The sequence below is a fragment of the Muribaculum gordoncarteri genome, from assembly GCF_004803695.1.
Classification (GTDB): Bacteria; Bacteroidota; Bacteroidia; order Bacteroidales; family Muribaculaceae; genus Muribaculum; species Muribaculum gordoncarteri.
Genome location: NZ_CP039393.1, coordinates 1,763,289 through 1,783,743, shown reverse-complemented (window position 1 = coordinate 1,783,743; position 20,455 = coordinate 1,763,289). Strand labels below are relative to the sequence as shown.

Below are 20,455 nucleotides of genomic sequence, written 5' to 3'. Positions count from 1 at the left end.
AGTAGGCAAATTCCTCTTATTTTCCAAATTTGATAAAAAATATTAAATATATAAGTCGGTACGATTATTATATTTAAATTTGTTTCATTCAACAAATACAGTGCTATAGTCATGTTAAAAACAATTCGTGTAATTCTTGCTGTGATATGCTTGCTTGCTGTCACGATGCTGTTCCTTGATGTCACCGGAACGGCTGTCCGCTATGTAGGATGGCTTGCCAAGTGGCAGTTCATGCCCGCTTTGCTTGCGATGAATGTAGTCGTAGTGGCCGTTCTCGTAGTTGTGTCGTTGATTTTCGGGCGCGTCTATTGCTCAGTGCTCTGTCCGCTCGGAGTTATGCAGGATGTCATATCATGGATTCACGGAAAGGTGGCCAAGCGCCGCAAGTTTACATATTCGCCTGCCGTCACCTGGCTCCGAATAACGATGCTTGCGCTGTTTGTGCTGCTTATAGCATTGGGACTTGCACGCATTGCCGCATTTATCGAGCCTTACAGTGAATACGGACGAATAGTCAGCTCGCTGGTTAAGCCCCTATATGTCGATGCCAACAATGCACTCGCTGCGGCCGAGTCGCCCGACAGTTACACCTTCTGGCATGTCGACTACTACGTGACATGGGCCATGGTGGCTGTTGCCGCAATCACATTCATCGTGGTTGCCGTGCTTGCATGGATGAATGGCCGCACCTATTGTAACACTGTTTGCCCGGTTGGTACAATACTGGGCTACTTGTCGCAGTTCTCATGGCTTAAGCCTGTCATCGACACTTCAAAGTGCAATCACTGTGGATCGTGCGGCCGCCACTGCAAGGCGTCGTGCATCGATTCAAAGAATCAGAAGATAGACTATACACGCTGCGTGGCCTGCATGGACTGCATAGGCTATTGCAAGCAGGGAGCGTTGACCTATGCCCACAGGTCAAAGTCATCGGTCAAGGAGGCCGATGAGTCGGTTGACAAGTCACGCCGCCAATTCCTGACAGTGAGCACCATTCTTGCCGGAACCGCAGTGCTGAAGGCCGAGGAGAAGACTGTCGACGGCGGCCTCGCGACTATTATTGATAAAGAGAAGCCTGTGCGACAGACTCGCATAACTCCTCCCGGAAGCCGCAGCATAGCCAACTTCACTAAGCATTGCACATCATGTCAGCTTTGTGTGAGCAACTGTCCCAACGGTGTGTTGCGTCCTTCGACCGAACTGGATACGTTCATGCAGCCTGAGGTGTCATTTGAACGAGGATATTGCCGACCCGAGTGTACGACATGCTCCGATGTGTGTCCTGCCGGGGCCATTCTTCCCATTGACCGGGCCGAGCGAAGCGCCACTCAGGTAGGACATGCAGTGTGGGTGCGCAACAACTGTCTTCCCGTGACCGAGGGCGTGTCATGCGGCAACTGCGCCCGTCACTGTCCAGTGGGGGCTATAACGATGATATCGCTTGATGCCGACAACCCCGATTCGCCCAAGGTGCCGTCGGTCAACACCGAGCGTTGCATAGGCTGTGGCGCATGCGAGAATCTGTGCCCGTCGCGCCCGTTCAGCGCCATCTATGTAGAGGGACACGAAGTTCACCGTAACGTTTAATAAAATTGCAATCATGGATAAAAACAAGATAAACCGTCGTGGATTTTTACGTGCGCTCGGAGTTTCGGGCGCCGCTGTGGCTCTTGCCCGTTGCGGAGCCAAGTCGGAGGAGAAGACAAGTGACGCTCCTGCCGGTACTGCGTCACCCAAGAAGGCTTCGGGTGAGATGACCTACCGGACCAACAGTGTCACCGGCGACAAGGTGTCGCTGCTCGGTTACGGATGTATGCGTCTGCCGACATTGCCCGAATCCCGTCCCGACGGTGACAATATCGACCAGGAAACTGTGAATCGTCTTGTCGACTATGCCATGGAACATGGTGTCAACTATTACGATACATCGCCCGCCTATTGCAAGGGTTTCAGTGAACGTGCAATGGGAGTGGCTTTGAGCCGTCACCCGCGTGACAAATATTTCATCGCCACTAAAATGTCCAACTTCTCGCCCGACACATGGACGCGTGAGCGCTCAATCGACATATACCGCAAATCGCTGAAGGAGCTAAAGGTCGACTATATCGACTACATGCTGCTTCATGGTGTGGGAATGGGCGGCATAAAGCAGTTGAACGACCGCTTCATCGACAACGGCGTGCTTGATTTCCTTAAGGATGAGCGCAAGAAAGGCAATATACGCAATCTCGGATTCTCCTATCACGGAGATGTGGAGGCGTTTGACCATCTTCTGGAGATGCAGGACAAGGGCGAGATTCGCTGGGACTTCGTGCAGATACAGATGAACTATCTCGACTGGAAGCATGCCAAGGCGAGCAATCCGAGCAACACCAATGCCGAATATCTCTACAACGAACTGCATAAGCGTGACATACCTGTGGTGATAATGGAGCCATTGCTCGGCGGCCGACTCGCTCAGGTCAACAAGCACATCGAGGAACAGTACAAGCAGCGCCGTCCCGACGACAGCGTGGCTTCATGGGCATTCCGTTACGCCGGAACTCCCGAAGGTGTGCTTACAGTGCTCAGTGGCATGACCTACATGGAGCACCTGCAGGATAATCTGCGCACCTATTCGCCTCTGGAGCCTTGTACCGACGATGAGCTTGCGATGCTTGAAACCGCGGCCAACCTGATACTGAATTATCCCACGGTTCCGTGTACCGACTGCAAGTATTGCATGCCGTGTCCCTACGGACTTGACATTCCCGCGATATTCGCCCACTACAACAAGTGTGTCAATGAGGGAAATGTGCCCGAAAGCTCACAGGATCCGCATTATGCCGAAGCCCGCAAGGCTTTCCTTGTGGGATACGACCGTTCGGTGCCCAAGTTGCGTCAGGCCAACCACTGCATAGGCTGCAACAAATGTCGTCCTCATTGTCCGCAGGGCATAAACATACCGCGACGAATGAGGGACATAGACAACTTTGTCGAACAGCTTAAGCAGGGTACGCTTGCATAACGGGCAATCGATGGATATGAACCGACTTGTGGAGCTGCTGCACGATAGCGGAGCTACACTTGTGGTCGAAAGCCGCGGTGAGGTGATGACCTTCACCAGCCGGGGTGTGAAGGACCTCTTTGAACTCTACACCAATCATCGTGAATTGCTGCAGGGCGCGCGCGTGGCCGACAAGGTTACGGGTGCGGGAGCTGCGGCGCTGATGGCGCTCGGCGGTGTGGCGGAGTATCACACCGATGTTATAAGTGAAAAGGCGTTGTCGTTGCTTGACCGTTCCGGCGTGGCCGGAATGGCGGAGAAGGTTGTGCCCTATATCATCAACAGGGCCGGCACAGGGCAATGTCCCCTGGAGTCACTTATCGGGGATATTGATAATCTTGAAGAGATTTACGATGTAATAGTCGGGTTTATGGATTCGCTCTGTCCTTAAGCGTGACATATATGCGATCGTCGTCATCGCGCGTTACTGCTATTGATTCTATTGATGAAGGGTCAATCTTCATAATCTCTTCCATGTCCTTCTCTATGCCGTTTATGAATATGCGAGGCGATGTCATGGGCTTCCTGTCGCGGGCGTGAGAGTCGTCGGGCTTCGGAGCCGGCTCTTTGCGTACTGCTTCGTAACCTATTACCTTTATATCGGATATACCGTATGTGTCGTCATGTTTACTTTCGGTTTGCACATCGGTTGCATCGTGCCCCATTATGACTATATCGGGAGTCGATTCCTTGTCATCGCTATAAAACAATGCTGAATTGTTAACGTGGTCCAGTGCAGCCGCTACCGCATCATGGTTGATCGCCAACACGGCCAAGGCTACGGCCGGAATTGCGGCAAGGGTGCGCAAGCGGCGTGACATCGATGCCTGCGATGTCATCATCATTGTCATGCGCTTTTTCAGCTTGCAGTGGTTGAGGCTGTTGGCTACTGTCGGGAATTTCATACCGGTGGCTTTGCTTATCAACAACATTTGATAGTCACGGGCGTTTATTCCTGAATCGAGAACTCTTTTGTCGGCTTCATACTCGTGAACGGCCTTCAGCTCCTCGCGTACAAGCCATGCCGCCGGATTAAACCAGTTGACCGTGACGATGAATTGGGCCAACAGGAGGTCGATCCAGTGTTGGCGGTCGATGTGCTGCTTCTCGTGAGCTGTTATCATTACTCCGGCCTGCTTGTAGTCGCTCAGGCTCATGACTATGTAACGATGCCAGCTGAAAGGTGCGACTTTGTCGTCGTCGGTGAGTACTATGATGTAGCGTCCGTCGCGTATCTTGGTACCCGATGCCGTTATGCGTGCTATGCGCAGCCACACTATTGCCATGTGTATTACGACAGCCGCTATTCCTGCGAGATAGACAATCAAGGCTATCCTTGGCCATGTCGTCGGTTGTGCAGCATAATCGTCGGCGATCGATGGCTGAGGCAATGGTGACATTAATTGGACTGTGGCGTTATTTGACGCGAATTGCTGCACTAATACATTGACTGCAGGAAGGATGAACGCACACAACATCATGCTCAACAACACAACTCGATTGTAACGGTATTGATTCTCCGAGGCAAGCAGCCATTTATATACTATGTACATGGCCAATAACGGCAGGGCCGCCGAGATGGCATAGGTGAGCAGGTGTCCCATTGCTGACGGTTTATGGATTGGTTGTTACTTGTCCTTATTCTTGTTCTCGACCATGTCGATAAGCTCCTTGAGTTCGTCGACGCTTATCTTCTCCTCCTCGACGAGTGTCGACACGGCTCCGAAATAGCTGTTGCCGAAGTAGTTCTTGATAAGCGTGCCGAGAGTCTTTCGGCGGAAATCCTCTTTTCGCGCCACGGCGTAATAACGGAAGGAGCCGCCAACCGCTTCATGTGACACGAATCCTTTCTGTTCAAGATTTCGGACAAATGTAGACAATGTATTGAAATGTGGTCGGGGTTCGGGGTAAAGTTCCACTATTTCCCGTACAAACATCGGACCGTGATTCCAGAATATCCTCATCAGTTCCTCTTCCTTGTCGGTCATCTCGATCTTATCTTTCTTCTTACGCATAACGAAACCTTTAGTTTTATAGCGCAAATATAAAACCTATTTTTTATTTTAGCAAAAACATCACGTAATATTGTTGTCGCTACTTGTTGAGTGAATTGGGTATGATATGTTGGATTATATTTCGCATTTCTTGTGCTATTAGGGAAAATGGACTTGAAAATAAGTGAAAGGGAATAAAATAATGATGAAAATATTTTGTTATAATCAAAACGAATTTGTATATTTATGGCCAATTAAGCACACTTATAGAATTATGAACAAAATTGACTCGCTCCTATTTAATATTGATTTACCCAAGGGTGTTCCTTGCAGAGGGGCGTTGTTGGTTGCCGAGCCTTTTTTGAAGGAAAAATATTTCAATCATGCGGTTATATGCTTGATTGATTATGAAATAGGTGAAACTTCGATGGGGATTGTGATGAATAAGATGACCAATTATACGCTTTCTGACCTTATCAGCACCGTTACGCGTAAAGAGCCGATACCGATATATTGCGGAGGCCCTATGTCGTGTGACAGGCTTTACTTCATCCACACACTGGGCGACATAATACCCGGTGCGCGCTGCATTTGCCCCGGATTGTACATCGGCGGCGATTTCGACAGCATGCTTGACTATGTAAATTCCGATTATCCGGTAGAGGGCACGATACGCTTCTACCTGGGTTACAGCGGATGGGGCATAGGGCAACTGGATGAGGAACTTAAGGACAATGTGTGGGCTGTGACATCGATTACCGACGCCGATTCACTTCTGCTCGGTGCCGAGGACGGATATTGGCACGGACAGGTGCGCTCTATGGGAAACAATTACAAGGGATGGTTGTATCACCCTCAGAATCCTCGACTCAATTGATGAGGAGTTGCATCATGAATGCGTCGCGGTAGCTCTTGCCGCTTCGTAGCCATGACTTCATGCGGCCCGTGATGCGGTAACCGCTTTTCTTGAATAAATCAACGCTGTGAGAGTTGTCGACCGAAACGACAGCCCACAACTGGTGCATGCCTATGAATTTGCCGGCATATCCGGCGAGCAGCGCGAGCGAACGCATGCCGTAGCCCTGATGGCGATATGCCCGGTCAATCAGCAGGCCCACTCCTGCGCGACGGTTCATCGGGTCAAAGTCGTATAGGTCGATCATCCCTACGGCTTGTCGCGAATCGTTGCGCTCGATTATCAACCGCAGCTGACGGGCCGCGAATATGTCGGGGTTATAGCTCTCGATGTAGTCCCATATCGATTTCCGTGAGAATGGTGCCATGGAGCTGCCCACTTCCCAGATGGTGGTGTCGTTTTCCCATGCGAGTATGGTGTCAAGGTCGGTAGCCTCGACAGCACGCAGGATAATCTTGTCGTCGCACAGTAACGGTGTCATTGCAGATGCTGGTTGAATGATTCGCTGAAGAGTGTGCGGTTGAGCAATGAGCGGCCGAGTGTGATTTCGTCGGTGTATTCGATCTCATTTCCCACCGATACGCCTCGTGCAAGCTGGGTTATCTTGACGGGGAGCGTCCCGAGCCTGCGGTAGATATAAAAGTTGGTGGTTTCACCCTCCATCGTTGCGCTTAGAGCCAGGATCACCTCCTTTACGCCTCCGTTGGCTACGCGCTCCACAAGTGACTCTATCTCAAGTTGGTCGGGGCCTATTCCGTCCATGGGCGAGATTACGCCACCGAGTACATGGTAGAGCCCGTTGAACTGTCGGGTGTTTTCAAAGCTCATGACATCCTTTACGCTCTCGACCACGCACACCGTCGATGCGTCGCGTGAGGGGTTGGAGCATATAGGGCAGGTGTCGGTTTCCGATATGTTATGGCAGGTGGTGCAGTAGCGTATGCCGTTGCGCAGGTTTATTATTGCCTCGCCGAGCTCGATTCCGTACTTTTCGTCCTGGCGCAGAATGTGCAGCGCAAGGCGAAGAGCCGTTTTTCGGCCTATTCCTGGCAGTCGCGACAACTCGTTGACCGCCGTTTCAAGAAGTGTTGAGGCGTATTCTTGTTCCATAAGGGGGATCGTTGCGTTTTGTGATGTAAAGTTAGCCTAAAGATGCGAATATGACAACCTGTCGGCAGGCTTTTTCGCATTTTTTGGTGATTACATTGCTAATAATTGATTTATTGCGTAATTTTGCACTCTGATAAGCAAAAATTGCGTATTTGACAATGAAAATTATTAGAACAGTCGAAGAGCTTAAGAGCGTCGTTGGCGCATTGAAAGCCGAAGGTAAGTCGGTGGGACTTGTTCCTACCATGGGTGCCCTTCACGACGGACACGTATCATTGATGGAGAAGGCTCGCGGTGACAATGATGTTGTCGTTGTGAGCGTATTTGTAAATCCTACACAGTTTAATAATCCCGATGACCTGCGCACCTATCCCCGCACCGAGGAGGCCGATTGCGCCCGCATGCGCGACGCAGGTGTCGACATCGCATTCATCCCCTCGGTAGAGGAGATATATCCCGAACCTGACAACCGTGTGTTTGACCTCGGCAAGGTGGCCGAAGTTATGGAAGGCGCCATGCGCCCCGGACATTTCAACGGCGTGGCTCAGATTGTGAGCAAGCTGTTCAGAATGGTCGAGCCTACAAGGGCTTATTTCGGAGAGAAGGATTTCCAGCAGATTGCCGTGATACGCCGCATGGTCGAAATCGAGGGATTCAAGAATCTCGAAATTGTCGACTGCCCCATCAAGCGCGAGGCCGACGGCCTTGCACTGAGCTCGCGCAACGTAAGGCTTACGCCTCACCAGCGTGAGATAGCTCCCAACATACACCGCATCATGGTCGAGAGCCTTGACAAGGCCCGTGACTGCAGCGTCGAGGAGGTTAAGCGCAGTGTGATAGATGCTGTAAACGCTTATCCCGAAATGGATGTGGAGTACTATGAAATCGTAAATGCTGCCGACATGCAGCCTATTACCGATTGGTCGCAGGCATCTCAGGCCGTGGGATGCATCACCGTCTATCTCGGCGATGTGCGTCTGATCGATAATATTAAATACACTATTTGAAAGAAATGATGCAGGTACAAGTGGTGAAATCAAAGATTCACCGTGTAACAGTGACCGAGAGCAATCTCAACTATATAGGCAGCATCACCATCGACCAGGACTTGATGGATGCCGCCAACATAATTGCCGGCGAGCGTGTCTACATCGTCGACAATAACAATGGCGAGCGATTTGACACTTACACAATCCCCGGAGAGCGCGGTTCGGGCATGATTTGCCTCAACGGAGCTGCCGCACGCAAGGTGCAGCCGGGTGACATTGTCATAATAATGGCCTACGCCATGATGCCTTTTGACGAGGCCAAGAACTTCAAGCCGGCGGTAATATTCCCCGATACCGCAACCAATCGACTTGTGTGACTAACCGAATAATAGAATAATTACGATATATGTTTGAAAATCTAAGTGAAAGACTTGAACGCAGTTTCAAGCTACTCAAGGGTCAAGGCAAAATTACCGAAATTAACGTAGCCGAAACGCTGAAGGATGTGCGCCGCGCGCTGCTTGATGCCGATGTCAACTACAAGGTGGCAAAGCAGTTTACCGACACGGTGAAGGCAAAGGCGCTCGGACAGAACGTTATAAACGCAATCAAGCCGAGCGAGCTCATGGTGAAGATAGTCCATGACGAGCTTACATCCCTGATGGGTGGCGACACTGCGCCGCTGAATCTCTCGGGTAATCCTACAGTGATTCTTATGTCGGGTCTGCAAGGCTCGGGTAAGACCACTATGTCGGGAAAGCTTGCCCGCAAGCTCAAGAGCGAAAAATCGAAGCGTCCGCTGCTTGTTGCCGGCGACGTCTATCGACCGGCTGCCATCGAGCAGTTGAAGGTGCTCGGCGAGCAGATAGAGGTTCCGGTCTACACTGAGGAAGGAAACAAGAATCCCGTTCAGATAGCGGAGAACGCAATCAGTTACGCCAAGGCCAACCACTACGACCTCGTGATTGTCGATACCGCCGGCCGACTTGCTGTCGACGAGGCGATGATGAACGAGATCGCTGCCATAAAGAAGGCCATAAAGCCTCAGGAAACACTCTTTGTCGTCGACTCGATGACAGGTCAGGATGCGGTAAACACAGCCAAGGAATTCAACGACCGCCTCGACTTTGACGGCGTAGTGCTCACCAAGCTCGACGGTGATACCCGAGGTGGTGCCGCGTTGTCGATACGCACGGTTGTCACCAAGCCCATCAAGTTTGTGGGTACGGGCGAGAAACTCGACGCACTCGACTACTTCCATCCTGCGCGTATGGCCGACCGTATTCTCGGCATGGGTGACATCGTGTCGCTCGTTGAGAAGGCCCAGCAGCAATTTGATGAAAAGGAAGCCCGTGAGCTGCAGCGCAAGATTGCCAAGAACCAGTTTAACTTCAATGACTTCCTGAATCAGATACAGCAGATCAAGAAGATGGGTAACCTCAAGGATCTTGCATCGATGATTCCGGGTGTGGGCAAGGCCATAAAGGATATTGACATTGACGATAACGCATTCAAGGGCATCGAGGCTATAATCCACTCGATGACTCCGCAGGAGCGTGCTAATCCTGAAATCATTAACGGCAGCCGCCGTCAGAGAATCGCCCGCGGCTCGGGTACTACCATCCAGGAGGTCAACCGCCTGTTGAAGCAGTTTGAGGAAACCCGCAAGATGATGAAGGCCGCAACTGCAATGAAGGCCAATCCGATGAAGATGATGCGCAACATGCGTCGTCGCTAAAGTGATAAATTGTTTGCAACAACCAATTAACAACGAATCGATATGACACTTATTGACGGTAAAAAAATCGCCGATGAAATAAAGCAGGAGATCGCCGCCGCCGTTGAGTCGATGGTGGCTGAAGGCCGCAAGCGTCCTCATCTTGCCGCCATACTCGTAGGACATGACGGGGGCAGTGAAACGTATGTAGCTCACAAGGTGCGTGCCTGTGAGCAGTGCGGATTCAAGTCGACGCTTATCCGCTTTGAGGATGATGTGACCGAGGAGAAGCTGCTTGAAGCCATTGATTCGCTTAACCGCGATGATGATGTCGACGGATTTATCGTGCAGCTGCCGTTGCCGCGTCACATATCCGAGCAGAAGATAATCGAAGCGATAGACTATCGCAAGGATGTCGACGGATTCCATCCGATAAACGTTGGAAGAATGTCGATAGGACTTCCGTGTTACGTTTCAGCCACTCCGGCCGGTATTCTTGAGCTGCTCGCACGCTACGACATACCCACCAAGGGCAAGCGTTGTGTCGTACTCGGACGAAGTAATATCGTGGGCAAGCCTGTGGCCATGCTCATGATGCAGAAGCACAATCCCGGCGACGCCACCGTTACGGTGTGTCACAGTGCGACCAAGGACCTGAAGGATATATGCCGCGAGGCCGACATAATAATCGCCGCCCTCGGCAGTCCGGGATTTGTAACCGCCGACATGGTTAAGCCCGGAGCCGTGATAATCGATGTGGGCACTACACGTGTTCCCGATGCTACGCGCAAGAGCGGATTCCGCCTTAGCGGTGATGTCGACTTTGAAAACGTGGCTCCTCTTTGCTCCTATATCACACCCGTGCCCGGCGGAGTAGGCCCTATGACCATCTGCTCGCTGATGAAGAACACTCTTCTTGCAGGCCAGGGAGCTATTTACGGATAAAAAATTACAGCCATGACGCTGTTGCACCTGTTGCTGTTGTCGTTCGTGTCGATGCTTTTCGGCAGCGAAAAGGCCGATATTGTATTTGCCGGCGACGCAATGCAGCATAAGGCGCAGATAGATGCTGCCTCCCGCGGTGACGGGGTGTATGACTATTCCGACTGTTTCACGGCGCTGTCGCCCTACATCTCCGATGCCGACTATGCGGTGGTGAATCTTGAAACACCGCTTGGAGGCGAACCTTATTCGGGCTATCCTTGTTTCAGTGCGCCCGACTCCTATCTTGATGCATTGACCGATGCCGGATTTGACATGATGCTTACAGCCAACAATCACACTCTCGACAAGCGTGACCGCGGACTTGTGCGCACTCTTGACAAACTCGACGAGCGCAATGTGACGCATCTCGGCACCTATCGCAATGCCGCCGAGCGTGACTCGATGTTGCCGATGATTGTCGACATAGCCGGCTTCAAGGTGGGATTTCTCAATTACACTTACGGTACCAACGGCATAAAGCTAAACAGCGATGCCGTGGTCGACTATATCGATCGTGACAAGATGGCGCGTGACATAGCTCGCACCCGAAGCTGTGGAGCCGAATTGATAGCGGTGTGCGTGCACTGGGGCTTGGAGTATCAGCTGCTCCCGTCGCCTGCACAGCGTCAGCTTGCCGATTTTCTTGTTGAACAAGGTGTCGACATGATAATAGGCGGTCACCCTCATGTGATTCAGCCTATGGAAATGCGTCGCCGTGCCGACGGCTCCAACGTTGTAGTCGTGTATTCACTCGGTAATTTTATATCCAACATGAAGACCGTCGATACACGAGGAGGTGCCATGGTGAAGGTGAATCTTGAACGTGACGACGAGGGTAGGGCGCATGTGGCTTCGGCCGATTACCGACTGGTGTTTACGGTGCCTCCGTCGGCAGCGTCGGGAAATTTCCGCCTTGTCCCGGTCGAAAACTGTACTAAAGGAGATGTCGGGGCTAAGTGCAAGGCATTTACACAATCGGCCGAACGAATATTCAACAAGCACAATGTAGGCATAGGACGCGATACCGTTACAATACGCCAACAAAAAATGACTCCGCTGGAGAAATTTCTGTACAAAACATTTGGTGCGTTACAAAAATAGTTGTACCTTTGCACCATCAAAATCCCATCTTTTACAGTCCAAAAACGAGCAAACCCTTTTGTACATTGGCGTGAAGCCATGTGCAAAAGGGTCTATATATGTAGCACTGGAATGGGGTTATCTATATTTAACCTTTTTTAATATTAGCAATAATCTGTTTGATTTTCTGACGAGTAACAATCTCGGTGTCGAGTCTGAAGCCGGCTTTGGCATGTAGGTCATCGGTAAGATCATCCCGTGTGAAGTTAGGCTTGTAGCCTTCTCCCTTGACTATGTTCATAGTCATTGACCGTAGTTTCTCAATTATAGCGGAGGATGTGTATTTATAGTTCAGTTCCTTTTCCATTATTCTGAAGAGCAGTAGTGTGATAAAGCAGACAATGAAGTGGGCCCTTATGTGTTCCGCCGTCCAGACGAAGACGGGTCGACCCTTGAAGTCAGTCTTGATGACCCTGAAGGCATCCTCCGACTCCCAGCGGTTATGGTTCAGTTCGATGATTTTCGTCACATTGTCAGACAGATCCGTACATATCGCATAGAAGCCGTCATATTTTTCTTCTTCTGATATGGCGTCAAGATTCAGGGAGACGGTTCTGAATACCGCAACCTCGCCGTCTTCTGTGGCGTAGGTCTCGGAAAGGAACCTGTCAGGGCTCTTATAAGATTTGGTCAATGTCCTGTTTCCACGTGCATTGCTGTCAGCCTTGTCAATCTCGCGTTGACGCAGGAATCGGAGGTAGTCGCGGTATTTGTATGAAAATGTCACAATCAATCTTTGAGAGAACTTTGTCTTTTCATTGACAATCCAACGCTCGCGATAAAAAGTGCGGTCTCCGTAATAACGGGCAGTATCGGCATCAGTCAGGTCAAACTCCAGTTCATCCTCGTCTGCATCCCGGTACCGCTTGTCTTTTTGTACCGTGTCGGACTTTACAAGTTTCCATCCTGTCGGTTCCAGACACCAGTCCCTGAGATTATCCTCCAGTTTCTTTATTGACTGCACCGTTATGAATGATCTTTCTGCTGTGGAGTTATATGACCGGTTGCCTTCAGAAGAGAGACCTCCGTCTGTACAGACTACAATCTTGCTGACCCCCATCTTCTCAACTATAATCTTTTCAGTTGGAATCAAGGTAGTCTGTTCGTTGGCATTGCCGGGATTGATGCACATCGCAACCGGCATGCCGGAGTTGTCGATGAACATACCCATCTGTACGATGGGGTTCGGTCGATGTTCCTTGGAGACTCCGTACTTGCGTATACGTTCATGAACGTTCCCTTTTTTGTCTGTCACATAGTCCGGATCGGCAGATTCTCTCTCGAAAAAATAGTTGGTGCAGTCATAGTACATGACGGTCGTATCCCGTTCGACAACCTTTGACGAATTAAGGAAAAGTCTCTTCTGGATGTATTCACCGTGTCTGTCCAGGATATCCAGACTCCTGTAGATATGCTGTTTTTCTATATCAAAAGGCTCGATATAGCTTCCGCTCCTGCGATAATTACCTAGTTTTGAAGCCGGTCTCAAAAGCCGTTCGTAGACCATCAGCTCCAGAACTTTGTTGAAATCGAAGTCGAACTTATGTTTACGTGAGATTGCCTCGCATATCCTGTCCATCCCGACCTTATGGTACAGCCGTTTAAGAAACAGATATCCGCTCTCGCAACTCTGAGCCTCGCCTTTTTCAATAAGCTTTGTGGGCGACAGACGTGATATTATCACCTGCCGGCCCTCCTTCTCCTGTGCCGTAAGCCTGGCGATATATTCCCTGGCCCATTCAACAGGATCTCTGTCTCCGCATCTCTGACGAACTTCCTCAAGCGTTCCAAGGCGCTCATGGATTCTTGAGGTACTTTTGCCGTTCTTGTCCCTGTATGCCTTCTGTACATAAAGGATGGAAGTCTTTTTTGTCTTGGTTATTTTCAGCTTCATATTATGCCGCCCTGCCGTTGATTGCTACACGGTGCTACAAAGATAGTAATAAAATTTGACACGTGCAAGCGTGCCAGCAAAAAAGATTCATGAAAATGCAACTGTCAAACTACCGCGATTTTCTTGTTGAACAAGGTGTCGACATGATAATAGGCGGTCACCCTCATGTGATTCAGCCTATGGAAATGCGTCGCCGTGCCGACGGCTCCAACGTTGTAGTCGTGTATTCACTCGGTAATTTTATATCCAACATGAAGACCGTCGATACACGAGGAGGTGCCATGGTGAAGGTGAATCTTGAACGTGACGACGAGGGTAGGGCGCATGTGGCTTCGGCCGATTACCGACTGGTGTTTACGGTGCCTCCGTCGGCAGCGTCGGGAAATTTCCGCCTTGTCCCGGTCGAAAACTGTACTAAAGGAGATGTCGGGGCTAAGTGCAAGGCATTTACACAATCGGCCGAACGAATATTCAACAAGCACAATGTAGGCATAGGACGCGATACCGTTACAATACGCCAACAAAAAATGACTCCGCTGGAGAAATTTCTGTACAAAACATTTGGTGCGTTACAAAAATAGTTGTACCTTTGCACCATCAAAATGGTGAGATTAGCTCAGTTGGTTAGAGCGTCGGATTGTGGTTCCGAAGGTCGTGGGTTCGACCCCCACACCTCACCCTGAAAAAGGCCACCTCGCAAGAGGCGGCCTTTTTATTTTAAGTCGGTTGATCTTTAAATCTATCCAAGCGCTATACTCATGTTTCCACAATTGAGAGAAACCGTCATGCCGAGTGCTTTAAAAGCCCTTGATATAGTGCCAATTGTCAAGTTATGTCCGTTTTCGATTCGAGATACTTGTGCGCGTTGTACCCCCATAAGTTCTCCGAGTTGCGATTGTGTGAGTTTCTTTTCTTTACGGGCTTGTTTTATTGCCTCTCCTATAAGATAGGACTGTAGCTCAGCTTCCATTGCATTTCGACGCGGAGTGCCTATCTCACCGACAACGCGGTTGAGCATTTCATCATGAGTGTAAAGTTTTATTTTGTTCATATCTTATTTCTGTTTATTGCTAAAATATTCTTTTCTAAGTGCTTCCGCTTTGGCTATCTCATTAATCGGAGTCTTTTGGGTTTTCTTAATAAAGCCATGAGTGGCAATGACCAAACTTCCGACCTCATTATCCCAAAACGCCAATAGCCTGTAAGTCATGCCTTGATATTTTGTGCAGAACTCCCAAATATCATCATTAAGCTTCTTGAACAATTCCTTATCTATAAAATAACGGCTTTTGGAAATGTTGAATGCTATCTTGTCTTGTACCTTTTCGGGCAAGGATTGGAGAAAACTTAGGGCATCCTCCATGTATATTATATCAAACTTTGCTTTCAGGCACATAAGGTTGGCTTAGTTTTTGCAAAGTTAATAAAATGTTACATATATGGAAACATTTGTGAGGCTATTTTTGTTCGGAAGTGTTTTGTTTGGGAGTTTGCGCTGGCTTTACGGGCCGTCGGAGTAGGGATTATTGTTGATGTGTGTTATGTAATATCCGCTTTGCAAAGGTTTTGTGTGTTCATACTGTAGGCCGCCATTGTCAGGATATACTTTCACGACTTTGCGTTACCAATACCGCTGCCGCAGTTGAAATCGGGTTTAGTTAATTGCTTATGTCAAATGTGTGCATAAATATTCCGATGAAAGTTGATCGATTTTGTGAAGTGCAATACTTAAAAAGGCAACCAACACGAGTTTGATTGCCTTTTGGTTTTGAAGCGATTGATTATTGCCTATTTTCCCATTCTGAAATCTTTAACATTGTCGACATTGAGCGTTATGTCCTCAATCAAGCTCGTGCAGGAGCCGCGTTTGGGGCATTGGCTGCTGACACCGACTAACAGGCTGTCGGGGTAGTAGTTTTCATAAAGTCGCACCATGTGCCACTCGTTATTGTCGATAGAGTAGTAGCTTGCAATAGTGTGGGTGTCCGATGATATCTTAAGGAATACCGACGGAACATCCAGTTTATCATGATTGTTGTCGTCAGATGTGCCCTTTGTCCTGACCGATACTATGCGGTGCATGCCGTATTCATCCTGTTCAAAGCATAGTTTCTGCCAAAGTGAATCATTGGCATATACCAGCAGGTCGGCGGCATTGTATAATCCTTCAGGTGTAAATTCGGGCGTTACTTTAGCCGTAAGAGTGAACGGTTTTGTATTGTCTACCTTTGTTAACAGAGCCGGAAGGGTAGTGTTGGTGAGCTTGCCTTCGTTGGGGTCGATGAAAAAGTCAAGACCTTCGGGACACTTGAATTCCAATGTGCCGTTGTCCAGGACTTTGGCATATTTGTCGGCGTTGTTTAACGCATGAGTGAATGTGACATCCTGTGTTGCTACCATACATTCGGTAACGTTGTTTCGGCTTGGAGTGTCGTCACTTGCCACTTCGGGTTGAATTTCCTGACTTTGCGGGCGACAGGCAATCAAGGCGATGCTCATGCCTATAATTACATTGTAAATTGAGCTTCGTTTCATGATGTGATTGATTGGTTTGATGAATAGCGGGTATGTGACAATCATTTAGACTGAGTTTGGTTGAAGCCGGTTTCCTCGGCCGACCATGATTCCCATTTACATTCTCCCATTTCCATATTGGAGAATCGGGCTGTGAATGAGTGGTCGACAGGGCTTGCTGCATATATGCCGAATGATATTTCTCCGTCGCCTTTAAACAGGTGGAAAGCGCGCATCTGGTTGAATGTGATTCCGTCAAGGCTTGTTTCGATGTAATAATCGCTGCCTCGGCGACTCAGGCGGTACCACATTTCACGTATTGACGATGGTATGTCGTGGGTTGCCCAGTCGGAATATCCGTTGTTGGTTACCACGCTTCCCAATCGCTGATAATCTTCGTTTTCGTATTCGATAGAGGCTTTCATCCAGTTGTCGCTGTCAAGGTATATGGCAATTCCGCATTGGTCGAAAAGGGCCGAACTGTTAAATTCAGTCTTTACCGTGAATGAGAAGTATTGGCATGATGTCTTCATCTGGAGCACCGGGGCATTGTCGTTGCTGAAGCCATAGTAGGTGCGCTGCCAAAGGTCGGTATTGGGTTCTGTTTCAATGGTTATCAATGAATCGGTGATGACATACTGTTTAGGCTCGCGCGTCCAATACAGATTCTCTTTTACAAATTCTTTCATGACGGTGTCGTTTTTTTCAGTTGTTGAGGTGATGATTGCAGTTGTTTTTTCTTCTTGCTGTTTTTGGCTGCATGATGCCATTGTTACGGCCAGCATTGCCAATGTGATGATGTTTTTTGTAGTCATATATTTTTGATGTTGTGTAAGTTGGTTGTTATTTGTAATTTTGTTGCAAAATTAGCTTGCGATACCTGATGCTGCAATGGTGAATAATAACCAAATTTGAAATGAAGGAACACGAACTAAGATTGAAAAAGCTGTTGACCGGACAACAGTTTGTCGATGACGCTCAGAAAGATGAATCGCTGGAAAATGCAAAAGAGTATGCCTATGCCTACGCGCAGGCTACCAACGGCATTGCGGTTATATCGGATTTGCAGCAGGATGTGTGCTATATATACTCGGGTAAATTCGGTCATGCATTAGGCCTTCCCGATTATACCGAGAACAGCAGTTCGGCTTTTGAGAGCGAGATATTCAATACAATTCCTGCTGATGAGCTGCTTGAACGGCATATTCTTGAACTCAGGTTCTATCATTTCCTTCAGTCGATACCTGTTGAGGAGAGGCCCGACTACAATGCATTCTGCCTGATACATCTTCGTCAGCCCGACGGAACAACGTTGTCGGTGCTTCACACGATACGTTATATAATATGCAATACCAACGGCAGTCTTTGGCTTGGCTTATGCACTTATGTGCCTTTCCCGTTGGCGCACGGATCGGTTGAGGGGTGCATGACAAATACGCGTACGGGCAAGGCTGTGGATTCAGAGCAGTATCTTCAGTACGATAACCTGCTTCTCAGCAAGCGTCAGGTTGAGATACTTTCTATGTTGGCTAAAGGGGTGGGGAGCAAGCAGATTGCCGATAAGCTTAATATATCGGTGCATACTGTAAGCCGCCATCGTCAGGACATACTTTCACGACTTCGCGTTACCAATACCGCTGCCGCAGTTGAAATCGGGTTTAGAATGCACCTGATTCATTGACGATCATAGTGCGCAGGCAGCTATCCCCGCGTTTATCATTCTTTGGGTTTAATGAAGCCTACGGGGCGGCGGGGCGTGTTCTTGGGCTTTGCCTGAAGCTCGGCAAGTGTGGTGTTGATTGCTTCTATTTGGGCGCGTGTATCTTCGTTGATGTCGTTGTAGTCGGCAAAAATCTCTTCCAAGTCCTGCTTTAGTTCGTTGAAGTTCTTTTCAAGCGTGGAAAGTCGTTTGAGCGGTGAATTGTCGGCTATCATCTGACGGATTGCAACAAATGCCCGCATTATATTGATATTTACCTTAATTGCAATGTCACTGTTTAGCAATCCCGAAAGCATGGCCAATCCTTGCTCCGTAAAAGCATAGGGCAACTTTCGAGTACCGCCCCAGTTTGATGTTCCATTTTGGAATATCAAGTTTGTTTTCAACTCGTCAAATTCGGCTTTGGTCAGTTGAAACATAAAATCATCGGGAAAGCGTCGTATGTTTCGTTTTACTGCCTTATTAAGATTGGAGGTCGTGACATTATACAACTCGGCCAAATCTCTGTCGAGCATCACTTTTTGACCCCGTATTTCGTAGATTTTGCTCTGGATTAACTGCAATTCGTTCATGGCTTAGCTTATATATTGATTTGGTAGACCTCCATAATGCCGGACGGTGCGAAAGCAGTAAAAATCACGCAAATGCAAATATAATGACAATAATTGATAAAACATGGAAATCGGGTGAAAAACAGTTGAAATGGCATCACTTAGGTAAGCTGCTCAATGTACATGAGTTCATCATGCACGGTGCGATATAAAGATTACGAAAGGTTTTAGGACGGTATAGCCATGCCAAGTTCCGTGAACACATGCTGTTTACGCCTCATTCCCATCTTGACGGAATATGATATCACAATTTGTGATTTCCAATTCGGTCTAATTTTATATTGGTTTGGTTGACAGATGGTTGACGGGAATAAAAAAGAAAAATCCGCAAGTATTGAAGTTCAATTACTTGCGGATTTTCGAGGTGTCCGAGATGAGATTCGAACTCACACAGCCCAACGGCCACTACCCCCTCAAAGTAGCGTGTCTACCAATTCCACCACCCGGACATTTGGTCAAGTCGCCTTGAATTTGAGCGAAAAACGGGACTCGAACCCGCGACCCCAACCTTGGCAAGGTTGTGCTCTACCAACTGAGCTATTTTCGCGAATTGCGATTGTTTCTTGATTGGCTCAAGGAGTCTTGACTTAAGTATGTTATTGTACTCTTGAGCGAAAAACGGGACTCGAACCCGCGACCCCAACCTTGGCAAGGTTGTGCTCTACCAACTGAGCTATTTTCGCGTTGGGCAACCTGTTTTTTCGCGATTGCGATGCAAAGGTAGGCATTATTTTTAAACTGCCAAAACTTATTGGAACTTTTTTTGTGATTATTTTTAATCACTATTGATTTTCAGATTGTTATAATTTGATATATTTTTTGAAGAATGACGAGTCGGCCTGTTTTGGCTCTATTAGCGGGGTGGAAGGCCGAAATGTTGAGCGAGGATTCAATCTATGGCTGCATTTTAAATGACAATATGGATTTTTTTGTAAATTTGCAGTCTATTTTAATTTGTTGGAATAAGATGAAACTGATAGCTGACAGCGGAAGCACCAAAGTTGAATGGTGTCTTGTCGATCACGGAAATGTGGTCAAGCAGATATTTACTTCAGGATTCAATGCGCTTATGCTCACCGAAGAGGAGATTTCGCAGTATCTTGATGATGAATTGATGTTTCAGCTCGGCGACCTTGCCGAGCAGGTGACTGAAGTGTATTTCTACGGTGCGGGCTGCATCGATGAAGAGGTTTGCCGAAATGTCCGACGAGCTATCCGTCAGAATCTGAATGTTGCAACCATCGAGGCTCACTCCGACCTTCTCGGAGCCGCACGCGCACTTTTCGGACATAACGAAGGTATTGCCTGCATACTCGGCACCGGCTCCAACTCTTGCTACTACAACGGACATGAGATAAAGGATCACGTAAGCCCTCTCGGATACATCCTGGGCGACGAGGGCAGTGGCGCCGTGCTCGGCCGACTGCTGATAGGCGATGTGCTCAAGCATCAGCTTCCCCGTGAGCTGTGCGACCGATTCCTTGATGAGTATAATCTTGAGCGTAATGCTATAGTGCGCCGTGTATATAAGGAGCCATCTCCCAACCGGTTTTTGGCATCGGTAACTCCGTTCCTGCTTAAAAACATCGAGGAGCCTGCCATACACCGTCTTGTGCTGAATGAGTTCAAGTCGTTCTTCGTGCGTAATGTGGCACAGTACGACCGTTATCGCACACTTCCTGTGAGCTTCGTAGGCTCGATTGCCTATCACTATAAGTCGGTGCTTAACGAGGCGGCCGATGCGCTTGACGCCAAGATTGACACCATACTGAAAACTCCTATGGAGGGGCTTGTCAAGTATCATTCGTCGACATTGTAAC

22 protein-coding genes and 4 tRNA genes are annotated in these 20,455 nt (G+C 48.7%); 13 read left to right on the top strand and 13 right to left on the bottom strand.

Going from position 1 to position 20,455, the window contains the following annotated elements:
* Positions 1 to 111: 111 nt before the first annotated feature.
* From E7746_RS07895 to E7746_RS07885, 3 genes are read left to right on the top strand one after another with little or no spacing between them, the layout of a single operon-like run.
* A complete protein-coding gene (locus E7746_RS07895; RefSeq protein ID WP_123396820.1) occupies positions 112 to 1,587 on the top strand; it encodes a 4Fe-4S binding protein in 1,476 nt (491 codons plus the stop codon).
* Between the two features lie 10 nt (positions 1,588 to 1,597).
* On the top strand, positions 1,598 to 3,007 hold the full coding sequence (locus tag E7746_RS07890; RefSeq protein ID WP_202877183.1) for an aldo/keto reductase: 1,410 nt from the start codon (positions 1,598 to 1,600) through the stop codon (positions 3,005 to 3,007).
* Positions 3,008 to 3,023: 16 nt separating this feature from the next.
* On the top strand, positions 3,024 to 3,437 hold the full coding sequence (locus tag E7746_RS07885) for a DUF1893 domain-containing protein (protein WP_136411320.1): 414 nt from the start codon (positions 3,024 to 3,026) through the stop codon (positions 3,435 to 3,437).
* Here E7746_RS07885 and E7746_RS07880 read toward each other — a convergent pair.
* Entirely contained in the window at positions 3,415 to 4,650 is a 1,236-nt protein-coding gene (locus E7746_RS07880; RefSeq protein ID WP_136410428.1) for a M56 family metallopeptidase, read from the bottom strand. The genes E7746_RS07885 and E7746_RS07880 overlap by 23 nt on opposite strands.
* A gap of 24 nt (positions 4,651 to 4,674) precedes the next feature.
* Positions 4,675 to 5,061 carry a BlaI/MecI/CopY family transcriptional regulator gene (locus E7746_RS07875; RefSeq protein WP_136410427.1) on the bottom strand — a complete coding sequence of 129 codons (387 nt, stop codon included), beginning with the start codon at positions 5,059 to 5,061 and terminating at the stop codon, positions 4,675 to 4,677.
* A 253-nt stretch (positions 5,062 to 5,314) separates the two neighbouring features.
* Here E7746_RS07875 and E7746_RS07870 point away from each other — a divergent pair, with 253 nt between their 5' ends.
* Positions 5,315 to 5,917, top strand: coding sequence for a YqgE/AlgH family protein (locus E7746_RS07870; RefSeq protein ID WP_168184336.1), 603 nt, complete (start codon positions 5,315 to 5,317; stop codon positions 5,915 to 5,917).
* Here the strand turns inward: E7746_RS07870 and E7746_RS07865 are convergent.
* Together E7746_RS07865 and recR are read right to left on the bottom strand one after the other, a co-directional pair.
* Complete coding sequence (locus tag E7746_RS07865; RefSeq protein WP_136410424.1) at positions 5,910 to 6,437, bottom strand: GNAT family N-acetyltransferase; 528 nt, start codon at positions 6,435 to 6,437, stop codon at positions 5,910 to 5,912. The genes E7746_RS07870 and E7746_RS07865 overlap by 8 nt on opposite strands.
* Positions 6,434 to 7,066: a recombination mediator RecR gene (gene recR / locus E7746_RS07860; RefSeq protein ID WP_123396827.1), complete on the bottom strand. Its 633-nt coding sequence runs from the start codon at positions 7,064 to 7,066 to the stop codon at positions 6,434 to 6,436. Before recR ends, E7746_RS07865 begins: the two co-directional genes overlap by 4 nt.
* Positions 7,067 to 7,224: 158 nt before the next feature.
* Between recR and panC the strand changes: the two genes are divergently transcribed.
* The 5 genes from panC to E7746_RS07835 are packed head-to-tail and all read left to right on the top strand — an operon-like array spanning position 7,225 to position 11,857.
* Entirely contained in the window at positions 7,225 to 8,073 is an 849-nt protein-coding gene (gene panC / locus E7746_RS07855) for a pantoate--beta-alanine ligase (protein WP_136410422.1), read from the top strand.
* Positions 8,074 to 8,081: 8 nt separating this feature from the next.
* A complete protein-coding gene (gene panD, locus E7746_RS07850; RefSeq protein WP_123397012.1) occupies positions 8,082 to 8,432 on the top strand; it encodes an aspartate 1-decarboxylase in 351 nt (116 codons plus the stop codon).
* A 29-nt stretch (positions 8,433 to 8,461) separates the two neighbouring features.
* Positions 8,462 to 9,793 (top strand): signal recognition particle protein, encoded by a 1,332-nt coding sequence (gene ffh / locus E7746_RS07845; protein ID WP_123396829.1) that lies wholly within the window; start codon positions 8,462 to 8,464, stop codon positions 9,791 to 9,793.
* Between the two features lie 42 nt (positions 9,794 to 9,835).
* On the top strand, positions 9,836 to 10,717 hold the full coding sequence (folD, locus tag E7746_RS07840) for a bifunctional methylenetetrahydrofolate dehydrogenase/methenyltetrahydrofolate cyclohydrolase FolD (protein WP_136410421.1): 882 nt from the start codon (positions 9,836 to 9,838) through the stop codon (positions 10,715 to 10,717).
* Between the two features lie 12 nt (positions 10,718 to 10,729).
* Positions 10,730 to 11,857, top strand: a complete 1,128-nt coding sequence (locus E7746_RS07835; RefSeq protein ID WP_136410420.1) for a CapA family protein — start codon at positions 10,730 to 10,732, stop codon at positions 11,855 to 11,857.
* 127 nt (positions 11,858 to 11,984) lie between these two features.
* Here the strand turns inward: E7746_RS07835 and E7746_RS07830 are convergent, their stop codons facing one another.
* Positions 11,985 to 13,790 carry an IS1634 family transposase gene (locus E7746_RS07830; RefSeq protein WP_107681949.1) on the bottom strand — a complete coding sequence of 602 codons (1,806 nt, stop codon included), beginning with the start codon at positions 13,788 to 13,790 and terminating at the stop codon, positions 11,985 to 11,987.
* 95 nt (positions 13,791 to 13,885) lie between these two features.
* On the opposite strand from E7746_RS07830, the gene E7746_RS07825 reads away from it, so the two are divergent.
* A complete protein-coding gene (locus tag E7746_RS07825) occupies positions 13,886 to 14,371 on the top strand; it encodes a CapA family protein (RefSeq protein WP_238337153.1) in 486 nt (161 codons plus the stop codon).
* 23 nt (positions 14,372 to 14,394) lie between these two features.
* Positions 14,395 to 14,470 (top strand) — tRNA-His (locus E7746_RS07820).
* A 59-nt stretch (positions 14,471 to 14,529) separates the two neighbouring features.
* On the opposite strand, the gene E7746_RS07815 is transcribed toward E7746_RS07820, so the two are convergent.
* The 4 genes from E7746_RS07815 to E7746_RS07795 all read right to left on the bottom strand — a co-directional run bounded on the left by E7746_RS07815 (position 14,530) and on the right by E7746_RS07795 (position 17,119).
* Positions 14,530 to 14,841 (bottom strand): helix-turn-helix domain-containing protein, encoded by a 312-nt coding sequence (locus E7746_RS07815; protein WP_136410416.1) that lies wholly within the window; start codon positions 14,839 to 14,841, stop codon positions 14,530 to 14,532.
* Positions 14,842 to 14,844: 3 nt separating this feature from the next.
* On the bottom strand, positions 14,845 to 15,186 hold the full coding sequence (locus E7746_RS07810; protein WP_136410415.1) for a type II toxin-antitoxin system RelE/ParE family toxin: 342 nt from the start codon (positions 15,184 to 15,186) through the stop codon (positions 14,845 to 14,847).
* A gap of 392 nt (positions 15,187 to 15,578) precedes the next feature.
* Positions 15,579 to 16,325 carry a DUF1349 domain-containing protein gene (locus tag E7746_RS07800; protein ID WP_136410414.1) on the bottom strand — a complete coding sequence of 249 codons (747 nt, stop codon included), beginning with the start codon at positions 16,323 to 16,325 and terminating at the stop codon, positions 15,579 to 15,581.
* 41 nt (positions 16,326 to 16,366) lie between these two features.
* Complete coding sequence (locus E7746_RS07795; protein ID WP_238337152.1) at positions 16,367 to 17,119, bottom strand: DUF1349 domain-containing protein; 753 nt, start codon at positions 17,117 to 17,119, stop codon at positions 16,367 to 16,369.
* Between the two features lie 101 nt (positions 17,120 to 17,220).
* Here E7746_RS07795 and E7746_RS07790 point away from each other — a divergent pair, with 101 nt between their 5' ends.
* Positions 17,221 to 17,985: a response regulator transcription factor gene (locus E7746_RS07790; protein WP_136410413.1), complete on the top strand. Its 765-nt coding sequence runs from the start codon at positions 17,221 to 17,223 to the stop codon at positions 17,983 to 17,985.
* 35 nt (positions 17,986 to 18,020) lie between these two features.
* Here E7746_RS07790 and E7746_RS07785 read toward each other — a convergent pair whose 3' ends face one another.
* From E7746_RS07785 to E7746_RS07770, 4 genes are all read right to left on the bottom strand, one after another.
* Positions 18,021 to 18,596, bottom strand: a complete 576-nt coding sequence (locus E7746_RS07785) for an ORF6N domain-containing protein (RefSeq protein ID WP_136410411.1) — start codon at positions 18,594 to 18,596, stop codon at positions 18,021 to 18,023.
* Positions 18,597 to 19,000: 404 nt separating this feature from the next.
* A tRNA-Leu gene (locus tag E7746_RS07780) sits at positions 19,001 to 19,084 on the bottom strand.
* A 25-nt stretch (positions 19,085 to 19,109) separates the two neighbouring features.
* Positions 19,110 to 19,182: transfer RNA gene (locus E7746_RS07775), tRNA-Gly, on the bottom strand.
* A gap of 63 nt (positions 19,183 to 19,245) precedes the next feature.
* A tRNA-Gly gene (locus E7746_RS07770) sits at positions 19,246 to 19,318 on the bottom strand.
* Between the two features lie 284 nt (positions 19,319 to 19,602).
* Here E7746_RS07770 and E7746_RS07765 point away from each other — a divergent pair.
* Positions 19,603 to 20,454 carry an ATPase gene (locus E7746_RS07765; RefSeq protein ID WP_123396836.1) on the top strand — a complete coding sequence of 284 codons (852 nt, stop codon included), beginning with the start codon at positions 19,603 to 19,605 and terminating at the stop codon, positions 20,452 to 20,454.
* The last annotated feature ends 1 nt before the right edge of the window (position 20,455 follow it).